We start from the raw sequence: 22,161 nt of genomic DNA on the forward strand, positions 1-22,161 counted from the left end.
CCCTTTTCGCCGATTTTCGGCGCTTTACAGGCACTGCCTGTTGCTTCCCCAAGCACTTGCTTACCTTTTGCCCTCCTTCGCGGAGGGCTTTTTTGTATCCAACGACTCACTGCGCCACAATGGCGTATCGCCCTCACTGACCAAGAGAGCCCATATGGCTTGTAAATATTGTCAATCTGGCATTTGGAAGCAGAAGTTAGGACGCTGCACGCGCTGTATGACCCAACTTGCTGTCATTTCTGCCATACTTTGGCCGTTTTGGTGGTGGGTCTATGCCGACACACCACGACAAGTGGAGTCGATTGCCTTGTTGTTCGCCGCCGGCAGTGCCAGCGCCTTGCTCACGCTTCATTTATTAATTTATCCATTTCGGCGCAACAGAAAGCGGCCCTAAAGCCGCCCCACACTTTTTTACTCAATCTCTGCATGTGAGAAGGTCGAGATCGTCGCTGGCCCCGCAATGTTATAGGTCAGAGCCACTTCGTCACAGGCATGAAAGCGCGGACAGATTTCACAATCTTTCATCACTTTCTCAGGCAGTTGCGATTTCGACACTGGGGTAAAGCCTAATTGGGTGAAAAACTCGGGCACCCGGGTGAGGACAAAGACTTGCTCGATCGCCATTTGCTTGGCTTTTTTAATCAAGTGCATCATCAACGCCGTACCGTGACCTTGGCGCTGCCAGCCAGCTTCTATTCCCAAAGAGCGAATTTCTGCCAGCCCTGAGTCGTAAATATACAGCGAGCCGCAACCGGTCAAATCCCCTTGATGCTCGGATACCGCAAACAGGCCAATATTGCGCACCAATTCATGGCGGTCGCGCGGTAAGTTCTCCCCCAACTTCGCCCAATACACCACCATGCCTTCGATGGTATCGAGATCGGTGAGCCTTGCTGAGCGCACCGTGACTTTGGGGGTAAAGCGCTTATCCAAACGCTTTTGCGCTTCTTGAATGGCAAAGCTAACCTGCTCGGGCGCGACCCCACCGAGTGCACGACGTTGGGCCAGGCAGGATTCAATCGTGAGCATGGCATACACATCATCTTCAACCACCGGTGAGAATTGCTGCAAGGTTTCTAGCGGCAGCGCTTCCAGCGCACACCCTTGCTCAATGGCTGACACCACCGCCACGCCAACAATATGGTGGGCTTCACGGAACGGGATCCCTTTGCTCACCAAATAATCGGCCAGCTCGGTCGCATTGGCATGACCTTGCTGCGCCGCTTGCAAGGTTTTGTCTTTATGGATGGTGATGCCTTCAAAGCACAGGGCCGCCATGTCTAAGCAGTCATGCCAGGTGTCCATGGCATCGAATAGCCCTTCTTTGTCTTCTTGCATGTCCTTGTTGTAGGCCAGCGGCAAGGCTTTCACTGTCATCATCATTGCCGACAAGGAACCATACACCCGACCCGTTCGACCACGTATCAGTTCTAACGCATCGGGGTTTTTCTTTTGTGGCATCAGCGACGAGCCTGAGGTGACGGTATCGGCCAGCTCGATAAACCCGGACTCGCCCGAGTTATAGAAGATCATATCTTCGGCCATCCGCGACAGATGCAACATCGACATGGATGCAGCAGACATCATCTCCATCACATGATCGCGGTCCGAGACCGAATCCAAACTATTACGGGTGGCCCGTCTAAATCCCAGGTTTTGTGCCAAGGCATCGCGATCAATCGGGTACGCGGTGCCTGCCAGCGCCCCCGATCCGAGTGGGCAGGTATCCAAGCGACTAAGCGCATCTTGCAAACGCGTGGTATCACGCTCAAACATCTCCAGATAGGCCAGACACCAATGGGCAAAGGTCACCGGTTGTGCACGCTGCAAGTGGGTGTAGCCAGGCAGCACGGTACCATGGTGCTGACCCGCCACATCCACCAGCTGCTGCTGAAGCTTATCGAGAGACAGCAAGATTTGCTGGCCTTGCTGGCGACACCACAGTTTGAGATCCGTGGCCACCTGATCGTTGCGTGAGCGCCCGGTATGCAGCTTTTTGCCCAAATCCCCGACTTTATCGATCAGTTGCTGCTCGACCCAGCTGTGAATGTCTTCGGCCTCTGAGTTTAAGATCTGCTCAGGGTTTTCCATCACCGACAGCTTGAGCTCATTGAGCGCCAGCTCCAATTGCTGTTGCTCGTCATCACTCAGCACGCCCACTGAACGCAAGGCTTTCGACCAAGCAATGGAGCCCACAATGTCTTGCTCTGCTAAGCGATAGTCAAAGCGCAGCGAATCATTAAACGCTTGAAACCGTTTGTCTGCTGCTTGACTAAAGCGTCCGCCCCATAATGCCATGCTGTCTCTCCTTACTGCTCACGATGCTTTTTTAATTAGGATTGTTTTTGTTTGTTCAGTGTCCGAATCCGGCTCGACAGCGAATACAAACGGATAAAGCCTTCGGCGTGGCTGTGATCGTAGACGTCATCATCACCAAAAGTGGCAAAGTCTTCCGAGTACAAGCTATTGGTCGAGCGCTTTTGTACCACCGTCGCTTGCCCTTTATAGAGTTTGATCACCACCTCGCCCGTTACCGGCGCGGCAAGGGAATTGGCCGCGGCAACAATCGACTGACAAAGTGGCGTAAACCAACGCCCATCATAAATCAGGTGAGAGGCTTTTAAACCGAGCTCCTCACGGAACTGATAACTCTCTTTATCTAGCACCAATTGTTCAACGCCGCGCAGCGCTTCCATGATGATGGTGCCACCCGGGGTTTCATAGCAGCCGCGAGATTTCATCCCCACCAAACGGTTCTCAACGATATCAATCCGTCCCACGCCATGTTCAGCACCTTTGTCATTCAATAGCGTTAACACGTCATAAGGCGACATGCATTCACCATCGACCGAGACCACTTCCCCGCTTTGTACTCCCAAGGTGACAAACTCGGGCGTATTGGGCGCCTCTTCCGGCGCGACAGTCCATACCCAGCAATCTTGGTTGGCCGCCGTCCAGGTATCTTCTAACACGCCGCCTTCGGTTGAGACGTGCCAAGCATTGGCATCACGTGAATAGATTTTCTCAAGGCTCGCCGTGCACGGAATATCACGGGCGGCCAAGTAATCGAGCAGGGCTTCACGACTGGTGAGATCCCACTCACGCCAAGGCGCAATCACTTTCAGCTGCGGCGCCAGCGCGGAGAAGGTGCTCTCAAAACGGACTTGATCGTTCCCCTTTCCGGTACAGCCGTGGCAAAGCGCATCCGCGCCGACCTCGAGGGCGCACGCGACCTGCGCTTTGGCAATGATAGGACGCGCCATCGAGGTGCCAAGTAGGTACTTGCCTTCATACACCGCACCGGTTTTCAGGCTGGAATAAATATAATCCGCTACCATTTCGTGTTTTAGATCGGCGATAAAACACTGTGATGCCCCCGAAGCGAGCGCTTTTTGCTCAATGCCTTCGAGCTCTTGTTCGCCTTGACCGACGTCGGCGACAAAGGCGACGACTTCACAGTCATAGTTTTCTTTTAGCCAGGGAATGATGGCCGAGGTATCCAATCCACCCGAATAGGCCAGTACCACTTTGTTGACTTTGCTCATCTTGCTCTCCTTAAATCATGATGCGACGGTTTGAGTAGCGTCGTTATACGTCTTATTAACTGGCGCTAAACCGGGTGCCGATTTGCTGGCCATCGAATAATTGGGTGAGTTTTTCTGGGTAACGCCAAGTGGCAATCTCCACCGGTTTACCCAGTTCGCGGGCGGCGGCAAACGCCGCGTTGACCTTGACCACCATGCCATCGGTGATCACGCCTTTTTCTATCAGGTGTTGCGCATCCAGCTCGGTCAAACAGGGCAGTAGATGGCCTTTGCCATCCAATACACCACTGACATCCGACAGCAGCACTAGCTCCGCCCCGAGGGTGGTAGCCACCGCGACCGCTGCTTGGTCGGCATTAACGTTCATCAGCTCACCTTGGTCACTGATACCAATCGAGCTAATAATGGGGACACAATCTGCGGCCAGTACCGCCTGCAGCAGGCTGGGATCGCCGGCGCTGGCTTCTCCCACCGCACCCAGCTCAGGGTCCAGCTGGCTGACCTGACACAGGCCACCGTCGGCCAAGCTCAAGCCACAGCTTTTAATGTTTGCTTTACGTGCTTGGGCTAACAGCAACTTGTTTGCTGTCCCTGCCAACGCACCGGTGACATAATCAATCTGGTCGGCGGGCGTGACCCGTAAGCCTTGGTTTTTGACACTGGTGAGGTTGAGCTTTTTGAGCAGATCATCGACCAAGTAACCGCCACCATGCACCAGCACTAACGGGCGATCCGCCTCACTGCGATAGGTATTGATCGCGCCGAAAACCTTGGCGAGGGTCTCGCTGCAGCTCAGTGCCGCGCCGCCTAATTTAATCACTAATGGCGTTTTCATCCGTTTCTCCTAGACAATCGCGGTAGTTTCGGCAAAGCCAAACTTCAGGTTTAAACACTGCACGGCTTGGCTGGCCGCGCCTTTAAGTAAATTATCAATCGCACTGGTAAGGATCAGATGCCCATGCGCGGCCTGATAGCCAATATCGCAAAAGCCGGTATGTTGCACCGCGTGTAGCTTGGCCACCTCACCGGCAGGAAGCACCCGTACCAAAGGCGCCTTTGATAGGCGTGAGAGAGTGCCTGCCCCACCTCCGCCTCACTAACACCTGGCGCTAATTTGGCGGTAATGGTGGCAAGAATGCCGCGTTTGTAGCTGCCAAGGTGCGGGGTGAAAATCACCGGCGTATCTAGGTGTGCGGCAATCTCTGGCTGATGACGATGAGAAAACACCCCGTAGGCATGCAGGCTCACTTCGCAAAAACTGTTGGTCAGACTCGCTTTGCGCCCCGCGCCCGTCACGCCGCTGGTAGCATTAATCACCGGCCACATTTGTTTATCCAACAAGCCTGCATCCAGCATAGGTTTCAGCGCTAATTGACTGGCGGTGGGGTAACACCCAGGTACGGCGACTAGCTGCGCTGCTTGCAATGCCTCACCCTGCCACTCGGCCAAGCCATACACGGCTTGCGCCAGCCATGTCGGCGATTGGTGCGCAAAACCGTAGTGTTCGGGATAAAAATCGGCTTGATTGACCCGATACGCCCCCGACAAATCAAACACCACGCAACCTTGAGCCAGAAAAACCGGCGCCAATTCATGACTGACCGCATGCGCGGTGGCTAAAAACACCACATCAGCTTGCTTGGCGACATCCTGTGGCGAGGACAATGGCATCAGTGGCATATCCACCACGCCACGCAGTTGCCCGTGCAACGCACTCACAGGACGATTAGCGTCTTCACTGCCTGCCGAGACATATAAACCGGCCAAGTGCAATTGCGGATGGCGATGGACAAGGGCGACAAGCTCGGCTCCTGTGTAGCCACTGGCACCGACAATAATGGTGTTAAGTGTCATGGGTGTCTCTCTTTATGGATATTTAAGGCGTGCTGCGGCGCAGCAGAGTATCGAGGGCGTAGCGGATAGCCACGCAAAGCAGGCTAGCGTCGTCGAAGGGCAAGGATATTGTGTTTGGCGGTACCTAGTATCATGGTCGACTCGTCTTAGAAAATATTTTTATTCATAAATAGTGAATGGTTATTTTTTATCGCATTCCCGTTTACCCGTCAACCCCAAAAAGCGTAAAAAATCACTTTTAATCTCTATTTATTCATATTAGAGCAATAATTCTATCTAACCATGCAAATAACACGGTCGTCATTTACGACAAAATCCCACGATGACGAGCGCGGAGAGACCCTCTAGAAGCTAGCAAACATGAAAGCTGAAACTTTTTTTCATCTTTTGAGGTGGCTCTATGATAAGCATCAAATCCGGTAGCCAGTTTTCGCGCTAACTTGCGGTTAAGTTGACCCGATCACGCAACATTCGCTAGATTGGGTCTTTACAGTCACAGTAGGATGTAACTTTGTTACAGAATGGATACGCTATGAACGAAAAGTACTCTGCCTTAAAAAGTAACGTCAGTATGCTTGGCCATCTGCTGGGCAACACCATTGAAGATGCCCATGGCCCCGCACTTTTAGAAAAAGTTGAGGAAATTCGTCAGCTCTCAAAATCGGCTGCAGCAGGTAATCAGGATGATCATGCTAAGCTGAAAACCGTGCTGCAAAACTTACCCGCAGACCAACTGCTTCCGGTCGCCCGCGCCTTTAGCCAATTTTTGAATCTGACTAATATTGCTGAGCAATACCATACGGTGTCGCGCCAATCTGACACCCATGAGTGTAGCCCCGATGCGATTGATAACCTGCTCCGACGCGTCAGCCAAGGTGAGATTGATGCCAATGACGCGCAGAAGGCGATCGCCGATTTAAAAATTGAGTTAGTCCTGACCGCGCACCCCACTGAAATTGCGCGCCGTACCACCATTCATAACTTGGTGCAAATCAATAAATGCTTATCCAAACTCGAGCTGAGCGACTATTTAGGCGCCGACGAGCGAGCCAAAACCGAGAAACGCCTTGAACAGTTGATTGCACAAGCCTGGCATACCGATGTGATTCGCCAAGAGCGCCCGACACCGCTCGACGAGGCCAAGTGGGGCTTCGCGGTGATTGAAAATTCATTATGGCAAGCAGTGCCCGCATTTTTACGCCAATTCGATCAGCAGCTTGAGAGCCATTTAGACATCAACTTGCCCATTGATGCCAAGCCAGTACAAATTTCCTCTTGGATGGGCGGTGACCGCGACGGCAACCCGTATGTCACCAGCGAGGTCACCCGTGAAGTGATGCTGCTTTCACGCTGGAAAGCCGCCGACCTGTATTTGCGTGATGTGCAAGATCTGATCAGCGAACTGTCGATGACTCAGTGTGATGACACCGTGCGCGAGATGGCCGGCGAGGCGCACGAACCGTATCGCGCGATCTTGAAAACGCTGCGCAGTCAGCTCAATCACACATTAAGTTATTTAGATGCCAAGCTGAAAGGCGAACGCACGTCATCACAGGGCATTCTGACCGACACCCAGCAGCTGTGGCAGCCATTACTGGCGTGTTATCAGTCACTCCACCAATGCGGCATGGGCATTATTGCCGACGGTAAGTTGCTTGATTTGCTTCGCTGCGTGCAATGTTTTGGTGTTCACTTAATCAAGCTCGATATTCGCCAAGAAAGCACTCGTCATGCCGATGTGCTCTCAGAAGTGACCCGCTATTTGGGGATGGGCGATTACGCACAATGGAGCGAGCAAGACAAACAAGCCTTCTTGATCCGTGAATTGTCCTCGAAACGGCCGCTATTACCCCGTGATTGGACCCCGTCGGATGACGTCAAAGAGGTGATCGACACCTGCCGGGTGATTGCCCAGCAGCCGCGTGAAGCGCTGGGTGCCTATGTGATTTCAATGGCGAGGACCGCATCGGACGTGCTGGCGGTACATTTGATACTCCAAGAAGCCGGCTGCCCATTCCGCATGGATGTGTGCCCGTTATTCGAAACCTTGGACGACCTGAACAACGCGGAATCAGTCATTGGCGAGCTCATGGCGATTGATTGGTACCGTGGCTTTACTCAGAACTTCCAAATGGTGATGATAGGCTATTCGGACTCAGCTAAAGATGCCGGGGTGATGGCAGCCGGTTGGGCGCAATATCGCGCCATGGAAGCACTGGTCAACTTATGCGATGACCAAGGGGTTGATTTAACCCTCTTCCATGGCCGTGGCGGCACCGTAGGCCGTGGCGGTGCGCCCGCCCATGCCGCCTTGTTGTCACAGCCCCCTCGTAGTTTAAAAGGTGGCCTCCGTGTGACCGAACAAGGCGAGATGATCCGCTTTAAACTGGGGCTGCCCGATGTCGCGGTCAACAGTTTGAACCTCTACACCAGCGCCATTTTGGAAGCTAACCTGCTACCGCCACCAGAGCCCAAACAAGAGTGGCGTGCGCTGATGGATACCTTGAGTGACATTTCTTGCCAAGCCTATCGCGATGTGGTTCGCGGCCATGAGCAATTTGTGCCTTACTTCCGCTCCACCACACCAGAGCTTGAGTTAGGCAAATTGCCACTGGGATCGCGCCCTTCCAAACGTAACCCCAATGGCGGTGTCGAGAGCTTACGGGCAATTCCTTGGATTTTCGCCTGGAGTCAAAATCGCCTCTTACTTCCAGCTTGGCTGGGCGCTGGACAAGCGATCGATCATGCCATTTCCAAAGGCCATAAAGCCCAGCTAGAAGAAATGTGTCGTGAGTGGCCATTCTTCTCCACCCGGCTTGGCATGCTGGAGATGGTGTTTACCAAAACCAACCTCGATATTGCCAAATACTATGATCAGCGTTTGGTCGATGAAAGCCTCTGGCCTTTGGGTGAATCACTCCGCGATCAATTACGCCAAGACATTCAAGTGATTTTGGCGGTGGAAAACAGCGATAACCTGATGGAGCAAAACCCATGGGGCGCTGAAGCGATTCGCTTACGTAATATTTACGTCGAGCCACTGAATATGCTGCAAGCTGAGCTGTTATACCGTACACGGCAATGTGAAGAGGACGATCAGTCGCTTGACGATGCCTTGATGATCTCCATCGCGGGCATTGCCGCAGGCCTGCGTAACACTGGCTAATCGACTCAAGCCGTACCCTCGGGTGCGGCTTTTTTTGTATCAAGCGAGCAAATAGAAACCGACGCACACGCGAGATTTTTTATCCATAGCCACGTCTAAGGCTTGCTGTTACATTGATAGTATTATTACTATGGAAGGTCGCGGTGACGCGATTTAACAACGCAAAGGAAAACGCAAAGGAATTGCCATGAAAGACGAAACCCTCTCGATTCATTACGGTTATCAGACCGATCCGACCACCAAATCAGTCGCTACCCCCATCTATCAAACCGTCGCCTATGAGTTTGATAACGCCCAACATGGTGCTGATCTGTTTAACCTCGATGTGCCGGGCAATATCTATTCGCGGATCATGAATCCCACCAACGATGTATTAGAACAACGTGTGGCGGCATTAGAGGGCGGTATCGCAGGCCTATGCGTCAGTGCTGGCGCCGCGGCAATTACCTATGCAATCCAAACCCTAGCCAAGGCCGGTGATAACATCGTCGCCACACCACAGCTTTACGGCGGCACCTATACCTTGTTTGCTCATATGCTCCCCGAACAAGGCATTGAAGTACGTTTTGCCCAAAGTGACGACGCCAGTGCGATTGAAGCGCTGATTGATGCCAATACCAAAGCGGTGTATTGCGAATCGGTTGGTAATCCGGCCGGCAATATTGCCGATATCCCCGGTCTTGCCAAGGTTGCCCACGCGCACGGTGTCCCTTTGGTGGTCGACAATACCGTGGCCACGCCCGTGCTATGCAAACCGATTGAACATGGCGCCGATATCGTGGTGCACTCGCTAACCAAATACATTGGCGGCCATGGCACCACCCTAGGCGGTATGATCGTTGATGGCGGCACCTTTGATTGGGTGGCACATCAAGCCCGCTTCCCGCAATTTTCACAGCCCGAGCCGGCGTATCACGGCGTGGTCTATAGCGATACCTTTGGCCCGGCGGCATTTATTGCCCGCGCGCGTACCGTGCCTTTGCGTAACAGCGGCGCCGCCTTATCGCCGATGAACGCCTTTATGTTGATGCAAGGTCTCGAAACCTTGAGCCTGCGTATGGAGCGTCACTGCGAGAATGCCAAAGCGGTGGCGGATTACCTTGCCAGTCATCCAGCGGTGGCATGGGTGAACTATGCCGGTCAACAAACTCATCCTCATTACCAACGTGCCCAGTCGCTTATCCGCGGCGGATTGCCCGCATCACTGCTGTCTTTCGGCTTAAAAGGTGGCTTTGATGAGGGGGTACAGTTTTATGATGCGCTGAATGTATTTAAACGCCTGGTCAATATTGGTGATGCTAAGTCACTTGCTTGCCATCCCGCCTCTACCACCCATCGTCAACTGAATGCGCAAGAGCAAGCGAAGGCCGGGGTGACCCCAGAAATGATCCGTCTTTGTATCGGCATTGAGCATATTGATGACATCATTGCCGACCTTGAACAAGCATTGAGTGCAGTAAAATAGCCCGAGACAGGCGACTCATGCGAACCGATTGTTATACCAATAAATGTGGATATAAAAGATGTCACTTCCCCATGTCATACTGACGGTACTCAGCAACTGCGAAGCCACGGGTTATGATATTACCAAGGCGTTTTCTACCACTATCAGTAATGTGTGGAAAGCCAGCCATCAACAGGTATATCGTGAACTGACTAAGCTCGCCGAGCGAGGTGCTGTGACCTATCGACTTGAGCCGCAAGTCGGCAAACCAGATAGAAAAGTCTATGCCATCACCCCTGTCGGCACCGAGGTGTTAGAGGCGTGGTTTATCCAAGCGCCTAAGCTGGCCCCGCCTCGCGACGAGTACGTCGCACGCCTACTCAGCTGTGAGGTCTTGGACCCCACGCCGATGCTCGAGCATATCAATAACTTGATTGCGGAATCACAACAACTACTTAATCATTATGCTCTGCTTGAGCAGCGTGATTACGGTCAATCCACATCATTAACGCAACAACAACGCCTCATGCGATTAGCATTACGACGCAGCATTCATCAACGTCGCGCTTGGATGGCCTGGGCGCAAGAAGTGCGCGATGAGCTTACGATGCTGGCCGCCAGCGCCTAACCAGAACAATAAACACAACTCGCAACCTAGGCGCCCCACGAAACGGGGCGCTTTTTTTGGCTAAAGGTAAACCGGTTTGGCGGTTTAGCGGTTTAGCGGTTTAACGGTTTAGCTAAGGTGCGACAGCCAATGGGCGAACCCCCAAAGTATGGCAAAGTGCATAGGTCAATTCGGCCCGGTTGAGGGTATAAAAATGAAAATCTTTTACCCCTTCACGGCTGAGTACGCGCACCATATCGATAGCAATCGAGGCACCGACCATCTGCCGGGTCACAGGGTCATCCTCAAGACCTTGATACTGTTTGTGCATCCACTGTGGGACACGCACATGCGTCATTTGCGCAAACCGAGAAGCCTGCTTAAAGTTGGAGACGGGCAAAATCCCCGGCACAATCTCGACATCAATCCCCGCCGCCACACAGCGGTCACGAAAACGTAGGTAGCTTTCCACATCAAAGAAAAACTGGGTAATGGCACGACTGGCACCGGCATCGACTTTCCGTTTCAGATTAATGAGGTCCGCTTGCGCACTTTTCGCTTCCGGGTGCACTTCAGGATAAGCGGCGACAGAAATATCAAAGTCATGTTCTTCTTTGAGCAACCGCACCAAGTCCGCCGCATACATAGTCGGCTTTTTCTCCGGCGACGGTAAGTCTCCGCGCAAAGCCACAATGTCACGAATACCATTTTGCCAGTAGTCACGGGCAATATGGCGCAGCTCATCTTCAGTGGCGTCGATACAGGTTAGATGGGGCGCCGCCGCGACCCCCGTTTGATCATGAATACTTTTCACGATGTCATGGGTGCGATCACGCTCACCAGAATTGGCGCCATAAGTCACTGACATAAACTTAGGTTTAAGCCCTTTGAGGCGGTGCACGGAATTCCAGAGAGTTTCTTCCATACTGGGCGTGCTGGGCGGAAAAAACTCAAATGAGACGTTAATATCACCGTCTAAGTCGGCAATATTCTGATTAAGTGCATCAATGTGGCCTGCGTGCGTATAGCTCATACCCTCTCCCTGCAACCGGTTTTATTCGCGATGATGTGCGTTTTTGGTTTATACGTTTAGACGTCCATATGTCTAAAGGTTGTCGTTATTTGGGTGAAATGTCAACGATCTCGGCCATGAAAAGAACTCATAGTATTATGAAGATAGTCAACATGCAGGAAGCAACCGAGAGCAGCAGCCAAAAGCGCGTCATATAACGTGATCTTCAGATAAAAAAAAGCTGTCTTATGTGGAGTAAGACAGCTTTCACGTTTGCGAAGATCACGTTTACTAAAAGGACATTAGTGAAGACGCCCAATTAAGCGATTCAAATCCGATTGTATCGCCCCAGCGGTGACATCACGCCCCGCTCCCGGTCCGCGGATCACTAATGGATTTTCACGATACCATTGGCTTTCAATCGCAAACACATTATCACAGGGCAGTAGATGCGCCAGCGGATGCTCACTCGGTAAGGTTTCTAAGCTCACCTGCGCATTACCATTGGCTTCTAGACGCGCCACATAGCGCAACACGGCGCGATCTTGCTGCGCTTTTTCCAATCGCTCCTGTAAACACGCATCCATTTGATGGGCGTTATCGAGAAACGCATCTAACGACAAAGATTGCAGCGCTGGCGGTATCAGTGACTCAACCTTGACCTGCTCGGGCTCCAATGACAGGCCCGCCTCTCTTGCGAGAATCACTAATTTACGCACCACGTCGGCACCCGACAGATCGTCACGCGGATCAGGTTCAGTTAGCCCTTGCTGCCATGCCTGTTCAAGTAAAGCACTGAACGGGACCTCGCCGGTGAATTGCAAAAAAAGCCAGGATAACGTGCCGGAAAAGATCCCTGAGAGTGCGAGGATATGATCACCGCTTTCACGTAAGTCTTGAACCGCATAGTTAATCGGCAGCCCAGCGCCTACCGTGGCGTTATATAACCAATGGCGCCCCGTTTTCGCAAACGCATGTTGAATCGCATGGTATTGTTCGGCCGGTGCCGCGCCGGCTTCTTTGTTGGCGGAGATTAAATGAAAACCATGCTCGGCGAGACGCGGATAGAGAGCTGCCAGTGAGGTATTGGCAGTGACATCCAAAATCACCACATCATCATAAGGATGATTCAATAAGCGTGTTAACCATTCATCATCAAAGTATGGCGTGCCATTGTCATCAAAGTCATCCCTGATCTGCATTGGATCGATGCCAGCAAAATCTAACCATTGATTACGACTATCTACCACAGAAATCAGCGACACCTCCTTGCCATGACGCTTTTCGAGGTGCGATTTTTGCTCGGCAAACAAGCTGAGCCAACGCGCGCCAATGTTTCCTTTTCCTACCAACACCAAGCCAATGCGACGTTGGGCTTGGAACAGCGCATCATGCAAGCTGGCCACAAGGGCAGGCGTATGCACCTGACGCAAAATCGCCACCATGCTCAGTCCAGATGCAGATTCACTGATAAACTCTACAGGCTGTGACTTCAGCTGCTGATAAAAACCATGACAGTGCACGGGATTATTGACCACGCCGGCTCCGACGGCAGCAACCATGTTAAACCCTTCGCGCAGCTTCAACTCCGCGGATAGCCCGGCATCCTGGATCTGGGCCATGACCGAGGCCACGACCTCCGCCGTAAAGGCCAGCAAGATACGATACTGATCATCTTGATAATCCGTCGCCAGTGGTTGCACTTTCAGCTGAGAGAGGATGCGGCTCAACTCTTGTTTAATTGCCTGAAAATCTTCCCGCGGGCGACATCAAACTGCAATAGGCACACATCATCCAAAGATGTAATGATCTTTGCCCCGCGTCCGGTAGCCAGTACACGCTCTATATGGGTCGAGCCACTATCGGGGGCCTGGGTACAACGTAAGGTCAGATCGGTCGCACTTTGCGCCACTGGCTGTAAAGTACGGCTATGAAGCACGGGCGCCGCCAAGCGTGCCAATTCGCCTGCTTCATCCAATCGGATTAAGGGTAACAAGCAAGCATTCTCGACATGGCGTGGATCCGCACTGTATACACCGGCAACATCACTCCATATAGTCACGCGGCGGACCCCCGCTAACGCACCGAGTACCGTGGCCGAATAATCTGACCCGTTACGCCCCAAAAGCACGGTTTCCCCAGCTTGATTTTGCGCCATAAATCCCGTAATCACGACGTGAGATTGCGTGTGCTGAGAAAGTTGCTGCCGTAATAGTGGCCATGATGCGCCGCGATCGACCTCGGGTTGAGCCGCACGTTCCGCGCGTAAACAGTGGCGCGAGTCCAACATCACCGCCTGACGACACTGCTGATTAAGCAGCGCGGCTAATAAACGCGCCGACCAAACCTCTCCGAACCCTTGCACATCGGCTTGTACGCTGTCGCTCAGCGCTGTCTCCCCGAGCGACGCGATCGTCGCGATGTCAGCAGATAAGGCATCAACCAACTGTTGTTTGTGATCACCGTTGATCAGATTTTCAATCAAGTCTTGCTGAAAGGCACGGACGCCTTGCAAGGTCTCATGCGCCAACCGGCCATCTTTGCCCAGTTGAGCGAGCCAAGCAATGAGCTGATTGGTCGTTTTCCCCGCCGCAGAGACCACAATTAAGTCGTGCGCCTTTGCATGCCCCGTCAGCACATCGACCACACGGCGATAACAATCTGGGCTCGCTAAACTGCTGCCACCAAATTTATGCAATTGGCGTTGTGATTCGGGGGCGGTGTCCATCGGTTGCGCGTGCATGGCGAGGTCTCTCTTGGTCTCAATGAATATCAATAAAGCGGCGTGCTATGACAGCAACACCTATAGCAATCGGTTTTACTGGTTAGCTAAATGGGCGAAGGCATGCGCCAAATCGGCCACTAAGTCTTCTGCGTCTTCTAGTCCAATAGAAAAACGCAGCAACGTTGGGGTAATGCCAGCCTCGGCTTGCGCGTCATCACTCATCGCACGATGGGTCATTGATCCTGGATGCGTGACCAGACTTTCTACCCCGCCCAGCGACTCGGCAAGCGCAAATAAGGATAAGCCTTCAATAAAACGTGCGATCCCAGCAGAGTCCGTGTCCAGCTCGAGGCTGAGCATACTACCAAATCCAAACTGCTGACGGGCGGCAATGTCATGGCCTGGATGTGTCGCCAAACCGGGATAATAGAGTTGCCGCACCGCAGGGACTGTTTGCAAATAGGCTAATACCGCTTGCGTATTTTGTTGATGTTGTTTAACCCGAGCGCCCAAAGTACGCAACCCTCGCAATGTCATATAACTGTCAAAGGCGTTGCCTGTTGCGCCCAAGCAGTTGCCCCACCACGCTAATGTTGCAGCCAATTCAGGCGTCTTCGCCACTACAGCGCCACCGACAATATCAGAGTGACCATTAATAAATTTAGTAGTGGAATGCACGATGATGTCCGCACCCAGTGAAAACGGCTGTTGGAGTGCTGGCGATAAAAAGGTGTTATCGACCACCACCCATGCCCCCACTTGGTGGGCCTGTTGGCAGATTTTAGCAATATCGACCACACGCAATAGCGGATTAGAGGGTGTTTCAACTAACACCAGTTTCGGCTGTTTTGCCAGCGCAGCGGTTAACGCCTGGTGATCAGATTGATCGACAAAACTGACCTGCCAAATCCCTTGCTTGGCGCGTGACTCTAACAAGCGAAAGGTACCACCATAACAATCATGCGGTGCAACAATATGATCCCCTGCATCCAGTAAAGACAACACCAAGTTAATGGCTGCCATCCCACAGTTGGTCACCACGGCACCGGCTCCGCCTTCCAGTTCCGTTAACGCTTGCTCTAACTGAGCTCGAGTTGGATTGCCCCCACGGGCATAATCATAAGTGGGAACGTCGCCAAAAGCAGGAAAACGATAGTTGGTTGATAAATACAAAGGCGGCACAACCGCATGATGTTGCGTGTCAGTGCCAATTCCTGTTCGAACGGCAATGGTGTCGGTTTTTTTACCTGTCATGGTTCATCCTTGCTCTTGTTGCGCTGGCACGGTTTACGTGATCCAGTCGTCATCATACTACTTTACCTCGGCGCTTTTGGGACGTCAACACTTCTAGACGTCTAAACACCTTTGCATGTGGCGGTTAATATAGCTAAAATCTCCGCAGCATCATTCTGGGTATTCCATAATCAAGATAGGTGAGACATGGCGCAGTGGAACGGCGATTACATTAATCCGTATGCCGAACATGGTAAAAAGAAAGAGCAGGTAAAGAAGATCACCGTCTCTATCCCACTTAAAGTATTAAAAATTCTTACTGATGAGCGCACTCGCCGTCAGGTTCATAACCTGCGTCATGCGACCAACAGTGAGCTATTGTGTGAGGCATTTTTACATGCCTATACCGGGCAGCCTCTGCCAACCGATGACGACATCCGTAAGGATAAACCCGATAGCATTCCTGCCGAGGCACGTCGGATCATGGAAGAGTTGGGCATTGAGTTTGACGACAGTGAATACTAAACAAAAAACCGCCATCGGCGGTTTTTTTATGGTAAGACACTGTTTTCTAATTACAACATGTTTTCTTTACAGCATGTTTTCTTTACAACATGTTTTCTTTACAACATATAGTTGTCTGGCATCTCAATACGGGCTACGCCGGTTTCGACGGCCGCAAGCGCCACGGCACGTGCTACCTTAGGCAGTAAACGGGCATCCATCGGCTTGGGAATGATGTAATCCGGGCCAAAACTGAGTGAAGACAAGCCCGCGGCATCTAAGACCGATTGTGGTACAGGCTCTTTCGCCAAACCACGAATCGCTTCAACGGCGGCCAACTTCATCGCATCATTAATCTCACTGGCACGCACATCTAATGCTCCCCGGAAAATAAACGGGAAACACAAGACGTTATTCACCTGATTCGGGTAATCCGAACGCCCCGTTCCAATGATCAGATCATCCCGGACTTGGTGCGCAACCTCTGGGTTAATTTCAGGATCTGGGTTTGAGCAGGCAAACACGACAGGCTTATCCGCCATCAGTTTTAATGCCTCAGGCGAGAGCAAATCCGGGCCTGATACGCCAACAAAGAGATCCGCACCTTCAATCACATCTTCGAGGGTACGCTTATCCGTGTTATTGGCAAACAGCTGCTTATACTTGTTAATGTCATCACGACGGGTGTGAATCACCCCTTTGCGATCCAGCATGTAAATCTTTTCGCGCTGGGCGCCACATTTAATCAATAGCTCCATACAGGCCACCGCAGCGGCACCCGCACCGAGACACACGATGGTGGCTTCACCAATATCTTTGCCTTGCAACTCGAGCGCGTTAAGCATCCCCGCAGCAGTGACAATCGCGGTACCATGTTGATCATCATGGAAGACAGGCACTTCACAGCGTTCAATCAGCTGCTTTTCGATCTCAAAACAATCTGGGGCTTTGATATCTTCAAGGTTGATACCGCCAAAGGTGTCAGCAATATTGGCTACGGTATCAACAAACTCATCGATGGTGCGGTGTTTAACTTCAATGTCGATCGAGTCCAAGCCGGCAAAACGCTTGAACAATAACGCTTTGCCTTCCATGACAGGCTTTGACGCCATCGGCCCTAAATTCCCTAACCCCAAAATCGCGGTGCCGTTTGAGATCACCGCAACCATATTGCCTTTACCGGTATAGCGATATACGGCATCCGCATCTTGGGCTATTTCACGCACAGGTTCAGCAACGCCTGGGCTGTAGGCGAGAGCAAGATCCGCCGCTGAATCAGCAGGCTTACTGAGTTCGACAGAGATTTTTCCGGGTGTAGGGTATGCATGATAATCCAGCGCTTGCTGGCGTTTATCGTCCGACATGTCGTTTTCCTAGTTATTATCGTGAAGGGGTAACCAATACCGGCAGGGAAGGATGACCGATATTAGCCAGACACTCTACAAACCACACAGGAAAGGTTTGTATAAGGGTAAAGATGGTAACGCAGCGGGGAAACGTCCACCAGTACTAACGCCGTATTCGCGATGATGCTCGGACCTGTTGTCCGAATACTAGGACGATACGATCAAAAAAAGGGACGCTGATGCGTCCCTTCTCTATATTCGGTCAATAGCTGCTTATTTTTTGCTGCTAAGGGCACCGAAACGTTTCTTAAAGCGATCAACACGGCCACCAGCATCAAGGATACGCTGCTTACCGGTGTAGAATGGGTGACATTTGTCACACACGTCTAGGTTGATGTTTTTACCTAGGGTTGTGCTGAACGCAAATTCGTTACCGCAAGAGCATTTTGCTGTGACGGCTTTGTACTCTGGATGGATACCAGCTTTCATAGGGATAACCTCATTTTAAAGGCCGTGTCGCTCTCCCGATCCTAAGCCGGGCACCACACGTCGTTAACAAATATTTTCTAAGGCGCGCAATTCTAATCAAGCCCCCTCGGTTTCGCAACTTTTTTGTGCAATCACCACGCCGCGTCACCGTACAACAAGGCTTTGCCAACCGAAGGCGAACCGTTACACTGAGCCCCCTTCTGGTCAATAAGATGTTGTGATGGAACAGTTTGCTCAGGTGGCCCTACCGGTCCCGTTAGCGAAAACTTTTGATTACCGAATCGGTGAGAATCAACACCCCATCATCGGTGGGCGGGTAAAAGTGCCCTTTGGCCGCCAACACAAAGTTGGGATTGTCACCGGCTTATCCGCAACCGCCAGTGTGGACGCGAGCCAACTCAAGGTGCTCGATGCCGTATTGGATACCCAACCGGTTTGGACGCCCGGCGTCTATCATTTACTCCAATGGGCAAGCCGCTTTTATCATCATCCGCTAGGGGATGCGATGGGCGCTGTGATGCCAACCCTGCTTCGAAAAGGACGCCCTGCGGCATTACAACAGCAAAAATGGTGGCAAATTACCGAGTCAGGACAAAACCAACCCCTCTCGGGCCTGAGCCGTGCCCCTAAACAAGCTCGGGTATTGCAGTTGCTCACACACGGCCCTGCCACCCATGCCGACTTGATCGAACAAGACATCGGCGCACCGGTGCTAAAAACCGTGGCTGAAAAAGGTTGGATAGCCCCCTACACACCACCGCTAAACGCTCAAGCCTGGCAACCGCATTTTGCCGTCACCGAAGACAAACCGGCACTCAACCATGAACAGGCGATGGCGGTTGCCACCATCAATGCCAATGACGGCTTTGCTTGTGCTTTACTCGAGGGGATCACCGGTTCAGGGAAGACAGAGGTCTACCTAAACGTGCTCGAACCTGTGCTTGCTCGCGGTGAACAAGCCTTAATTTTGGTACCAGAAATCGGCCTCACCCCACAAACCATTCGCCGGTTTGAGCGCCGCTTTCATGTCCCGGTAACCGTGATGCATTCAGGCTTAAATGATAACGATCGACTAAAAGCCTGGTTGGCCGCGCGCGAGAATCAAGCAGCAATCGTCATTGGTACACGGTCTGCCCTGTTCACGCCGATGGCTAATTTAGGCATCATCATTATTGACGAAGAGCATGACCCCTCGTATAAACAGCAAGATAGCTTTCGTTATCATGCCCGAGACTTAGCGGTTATGCGTGGTCATGAAGAAAAAGTGCCGGTGATACTCGGTTCTGCCACCCCTTCTTTGGAAAGCTTGCATAACGCAAAAACCGGTAAATATCAGTACCTCAAGCTGACTCAGCGTCCAGGTAATGCGGTGACCGCACGTCAGGGAATACTCGATATTAAGGGCCATTACCTCGACGCTGGATTATCCGCGCCGTTGATCGCCGAAATGCGCCAGCACCTACAACAAGGCAATCAGGTCATGTTGTTTTTAAATCGCCGTGGCTATGCGCCCGCCATGATGTGCCACGAGTGTGGCTGGCTCGCGAATTGTCAACGTTGTGATGCTTACTACACCCTTCACCAGCAACAGCAAGAATTGCGTTGTCATCATTGTGGCCACCAAAAACCCGTTCCGCACCAGTGTCACGATTGTGGCTCCACCCAGTTAATCAGTGTCGGCGTGGGCACCGAGCAGCTTGAAGGCCAGTTGGGCGGGCTCTTTCCTGAGTATAAAACCGTGCGTATTGATCGCGACAATACCCGCCGTAAGGGCAGCTTGGAAACCTACCTTAATGGCATAGAAAAGGGCGAATATCAGATCCTACTGGGCACACAAATGCTCGCTAAGGGCCATCATTTTCCCAATGTCACCCTAGTGGCGTTAGTTGATGTCGACGGTGCCTTGTTTAGTAATGACTTTCGCGCGCCTGAACGGTTGGCGCAACTGATGGTGCAAGTCGCCGGCCGCGCCGGTCGCGCCAGCAAGCCAGGGACGGTGCTATTACAAACGCACCATCCCGAGCACAGCCTGATCCAATCGCTGGTACACAAAGGCTATCAAGCCTTTGCGGAGTCGGCGCTCACTGAACGCCGCCAAGCTTGGCTTCCGCCCTATACGTTCTTAAGTTTATTTCGCGCCGAAGGCCATGAAGAAAACAGTGTGCAGCAGTTTTTACAACAAGTACGTCAAACGCTCGCTGCCTCCCCCATTCAACACGATGAAAGCCATGTCATGGGCCCTATGCCCGCAGCGATGGCCAAACGCGCGGGCCGTTATCGCTGGCAATTATTAATCCAAGCCCCAAGTCGAAAAGTGATGCAGCAGTGGCTAACGGTGGCTCTTCCTGCAGTCCATCAATTACCCCTTTCGCGCAAAGTACGTTGGTCTTTAGATGTCGAGCCGCAAGACCTTTCTTAATACTCCCTTGCCGTAAGTCGACACAAGTCACACTTTCATTGCAATAAGTGTTAGCTTGTCCGTATTTAAATTGGACAAGCATAGGTAAAATAGGGCCGCAATTGGCTAAGAAAACAGGTCAGATGAGCTAATAACTGTTTGATCTCACAATATAGATAACAAGAGGACTGTCATTATGGCGACAATGAAGGACGTTGCCCACATTGCCGGTGTATCCACAGCAACGGTATCGCGCGCGCTGATGAACCCAGAGAAGGTGTCAGCCAGCACGCGTAAAAAAGTTGAACATGCTGTGGTTGAAGCTGGTTATTCCCCTAATTCACTTGCGCGTAACTTGCGTCGCAATGAATCAAAAACCATCGTCGCTATTGTACCGGACATTTGTGATCCCTACTTTAGTGAGATTATTCGCGGCATTGAAGAAGCCGCCATGGAACATGGCTACTTAGTTCTACTGGGTGACAGTGCCCAGCAACACCACCGTGAAAATTCATTCGTCAATCTGGTGTTTACTAAACAAGCGGATGGCATGCTGCTGCTTGGCTCCGACGTCCCTTTTGATGTCAGCAAGCCTGAGCAAAAAAACTTACCGCCACTGGTCATGGCCTGTGAATATGCGCCCGATCTGGAATTACCGACGGTTCATATCGATAACCTTACCGCTGCCTTTGAAGCGGTTAATTATCTCACCCAAGTCGGCCATACTCGGATTGCTAACATTACCGGCGTACCGGAGACAGCATTAACGCAGTTCCGCTCACAAGGGTATCAGCAAGCGTTACATCGAGCGGGGATCACCATCAATCCAGCGTATAGCGTCGTCGGTGACTTTAGTTTTGCCTCCGGAGCGCGTGCCATCACCAACTTGCTCTCACTGCCTGAGCCACCCACTGCGGTATTCTGTCACTGCGATGTCATGGCCGTCGGCGCGATGCAACAAGCGAAACGTTTAGGCATGCGGGTCCCGCAAGATATCTCCATTGTTGGTTTTGATGATATCCAATTCGCCGAGTATTGCGATCCACCACTCACGACCGTTTCGCAGCCTCGCTATGACATTGGCCGCCAAGCCATGTTGATGCTGCTAAACACGTTACAAGGACGAGAAGTGACCCCCGGCTCCCGCCTTTTGGACGCCAAGCTGGTGATCCGTGAGAGTGTCGCCCCTCCGTCTCGGTAGTAAGACTAGTCAGCACGGGCTCAAGCCAGTAATATGAGCCCTTTACTGGCTTCTTAATTTGATTATTTGCTGTGGCAACTCGTGATTACGTTAAACGTGGCAAAGCGCCGCGTAAAAAAAATACTCGCCGCCAACCGACCAAGACGCGGGCTGGATTCCCATTTAAATGGGCGCTGCTTGCTGTCGTCTTAGTGGGTGCGTTTGCTTATGGCCTGTATTGGTTGAGCAAAACCGATGCACCGACACCCCCTTCTCCCCCCGTGTCTCACACGCAACCGGCCACGCAAAGCCAGGTAGAAAGTCTACCGAAAAAGCCCAAAGAAAAATGGAGCTACATCGAAGAGCTGGAAGGCAAGGAAGTAGAAGTGAAAGCAAAAGCGCTGCCACAATCGACCCGTCCTTACCTCATGCAATGCGGTGCTTACCGTAGCCAAGGGCAGGCTAATGAACGTAAAGCGATCATTGCGTTTCAAGGGCTAGAAAGCCAAATCAAGGTAAGCCCTGGTGAGAAAGGCACTTGGTATCGTGTGGTGCTTGGCCCTTACCCGCGCAAGCGCCAAGCAGAGAAAGATCGCAATATGCTGCGTCGCGCCGGTGTCGAACCTTGTGCTATTTGGTATTGGGAATAGCGAACGGG

15 protein-coding genes and 2 pseudogenes are annotated in these 22,161 nt (G+C 52.1%); 8 read left to right on the top strand and 9 right to left on the bottom strand.

Features of this window, described 5'->3' with window-relative positions; genetic code table 11:
* The first annotated feature begins 154 nt into the window (after window positions 1-154).
* Window positions 155-394, top strand: coding sequence for a DUF3624 domain-containing protein (locus tag HLG76_RS01610; protein ID WP_077679207.1), 240 nt, complete (start codon window positions 155-157; stop codon window positions 392-394).
* 17 nt (window positions 395-411) lie between these two features.
* Here the strand turns inward: HLG76_RS01610 and argH are convergent, their stop codons facing one another.
* From argH to argC, 4 genes and pseudogenes are all read right to left on the bottom strand, one after another.
* Entirely contained in the window at window positions 412-2,298 is a 1,887-nt protein-coding gene (gene argH, locus HLG76_RS01615; RefSeq protein WP_175992962.1) for an argininosuccinate lyase, read from the bottom strand.
* Window positions 2,299-2,333: 35 nt separating this feature from the next.
* Complete coding sequence (locus HLG76_RS01620) at window positions 2,334-3,545, bottom strand: argininosuccinate synthase (RefSeq protein WP_175992963.1); 1,212 nt, start codon at window positions 3,543-3,545, stop codon at window positions 2,334-2,336.
* Window positions 3,546-3,600: 55 nt separating this feature from the next.
* Window positions 3,601-4,380 (bottom strand): acetylglutamate kinase, encoded by a 780-nt coding sequence (gene argB / locus HLG76_RS01625; protein WP_175992964.1) that lies wholly within the window; start codon window positions 4,378-4,380, stop codon window positions 3,601-3,603.
* 9 nt (window positions 4,381-4,389) lie between these two features.
* Window positions 4,390-5,399: pseudogene (argC, locus tag HLG76_RS01630) on the bottom strand (N-acetyl-gamma-glutamyl-phosphate reductase).
* Window positions 5,400-5,931: 532 nt separating this feature from the next.
* Between argC and ppc the strand changes: the two are divergent.
* The 3 genes from ppc (at window position 5,932) to HLG76_RS01645 (ending at window position 10,637) form a co-directional block, all read left to right on the top strand.
* Complete coding sequence (gene ppc, locus HLG76_RS01635; RefSeq protein WP_077461540.1) at window positions 5,932-8,565, top strand: phosphoenolpyruvate carboxylase; 2,634 nt, start codon at window positions 5,932-5,934, stop codon at window positions 8,563-8,565.
* A 187-nt stretch (window positions 8,566-8,752) separates the two neighbouring features.
* Window positions 8,753-10,030 carry an O-acetylhomoserine aminocarboxypropyltransferase/cysteine synthase family protein gene (locus HLG76_RS01640; protein ID WP_175992965.1) on the top strand — a complete coding sequence of 426 codons (1,278 nt, stop codon included), beginning with the start codon at window positions 8,753-8,755 and terminating at the stop codon, window positions 10,028-10,030.
* A 58-nt stretch (window positions 10,031-10,088) separates the two neighbouring features.
* A complete protein-coding gene (locus HLG76_RS01645) occupies window positions 10,089-10,637 on the top strand; it encodes a PadR family transcriptional regulator (protein WP_077646886.1) in 549 nt (182 codons plus the stop codon).
* Between the two features lie 112 nt (window positions 10,638-10,749).
* Here HLG76_RS01645 and metF read toward each other — a convergent pair whose 3' ends face one another.
* The 3 genes and pseudogenes from metF to metB form a co-directional block, all read right to left on the bottom strand.
* Entirely contained in the window at window positions 10,750-11,649 is a 900-nt protein-coding gene (gene metF / locus HLG76_RS01650) for a methylenetetrahydrofolate reductase (protein WP_025744244.1), read from the bottom strand.
* Window positions 11,650-11,930: 281 nt separating this feature from the next.
* Window positions 11,931-14,356: pseudogene (locus HLG76_RS01655) on the bottom strand (bifunctional aspartate kinase/homoserine dehydrogenase II).
* 90 nt (window positions 14,357-14,446) lie between these two features.
* On the bottom strand, window positions 14,447-15,607 hold the full coding sequence (gene metB, locus HLG76_RS01660; RefSeq protein WP_175992966.1) for a cystathionine gamma-synthase: 1,161 nt from the start codon (window positions 15,605-15,607) through the stop codon (window positions 14,447-14,449).
* Between the two features lie 186 nt (window positions 15,608-15,793).
* On the opposite strand from metB, the gene metJ reads away from it, so the two are divergent.
* The gene (gene metJ / locus HLG76_RS01665; protein WP_025673335.1) at window positions 15,794-16,111 is read left to right on the top strand and encodes a met regulon transcriptional regulator MetJ; all 318 of its coding nucleotides are present in this window, start codon (window positions 15,794-15,796) and stop codon (window positions 16,109-16,111) included.
* 98 nt (window positions 16,112-16,209) lie between these two features.
* On the opposite strand, the gene HLG76_RS01670 is transcribed toward metJ, so the two are convergent.
* Both HLG76_RS01670 and rpmE read right to left on the bottom strand, forming a co-directional pair.
* Window positions 16,210-17,454, bottom strand: a complete 1,245-nt coding sequence (locus HLG76_RS01670; protein ID WP_077461535.1) for a malic enzyme-like NAD(P)-binding protein — start codon at window positions 17,452-17,454, stop codon at window positions 16,210-16,212.
* 255 nt (window positions 17,455-17,709) lie between these two features.
* On the bottom strand, window positions 17,710-17,925 hold the full coding sequence (gene rpmE, locus HLG76_RS01675; RefSeq protein WP_077461534.1) for a 50S ribosomal protein L31: 216 nt from the start codon (window positions 17,923-17,925) through the stop codon (window positions 17,710-17,712).
* 217 nt (window positions 17,926-18,142) lie between these two features.
* Here rpmE and priA point away from each other — a divergent pair, with 217 nt between their 5' ends.
* From priA to HLG76_RS01690, 3 genes are all read left to right on the top strand, one after another.
* Complete coding sequence (priA, locus tag HLG76_RS01680) at window positions 18,143-20,344, top strand: primosomal protein N' (RefSeq protein ID WP_175992967.1); 2,202 nt, start codon at window positions 18,143-18,145, stop codon at window positions 20,342-20,344.
* 151 nt (window positions 20,345-20,495) lie between these two features.
* Entirely contained in the window at window positions 20,496-21,524 is a 1,029-nt protein-coding gene (cytR, locus tag HLG76_RS01685; RefSeq protein ID WP_269087430.1) for a DNA-binding transcriptional regulator CytR, read from the top strand.
* 71 nt (window positions 21,525-21,595) lie between these two features.
* Window positions 21,596-22,153 (top strand): SPOR domain-containing protein, encoded by a 558-nt coding sequence (locus tag HLG76_RS01690; protein WP_077461532.1) that lies wholly within the window; start codon window positions 21,596-21,598, stop codon window positions 22,151-22,153.
* The last annotated feature ends 8 nt before the right edge of the window (window positions 22,154-22,161 follow it).

Source organism: Salinivibrio sp. EAGSL (genome assembly GCF_013366455.1).
GTDB classification, from domain to species: Bacteria; Pseudomonadota; Gammaproteobacteria; order Enterobacterales; family Vibrionaceae; genus Salinivibrio; species Salinivibrio costicola.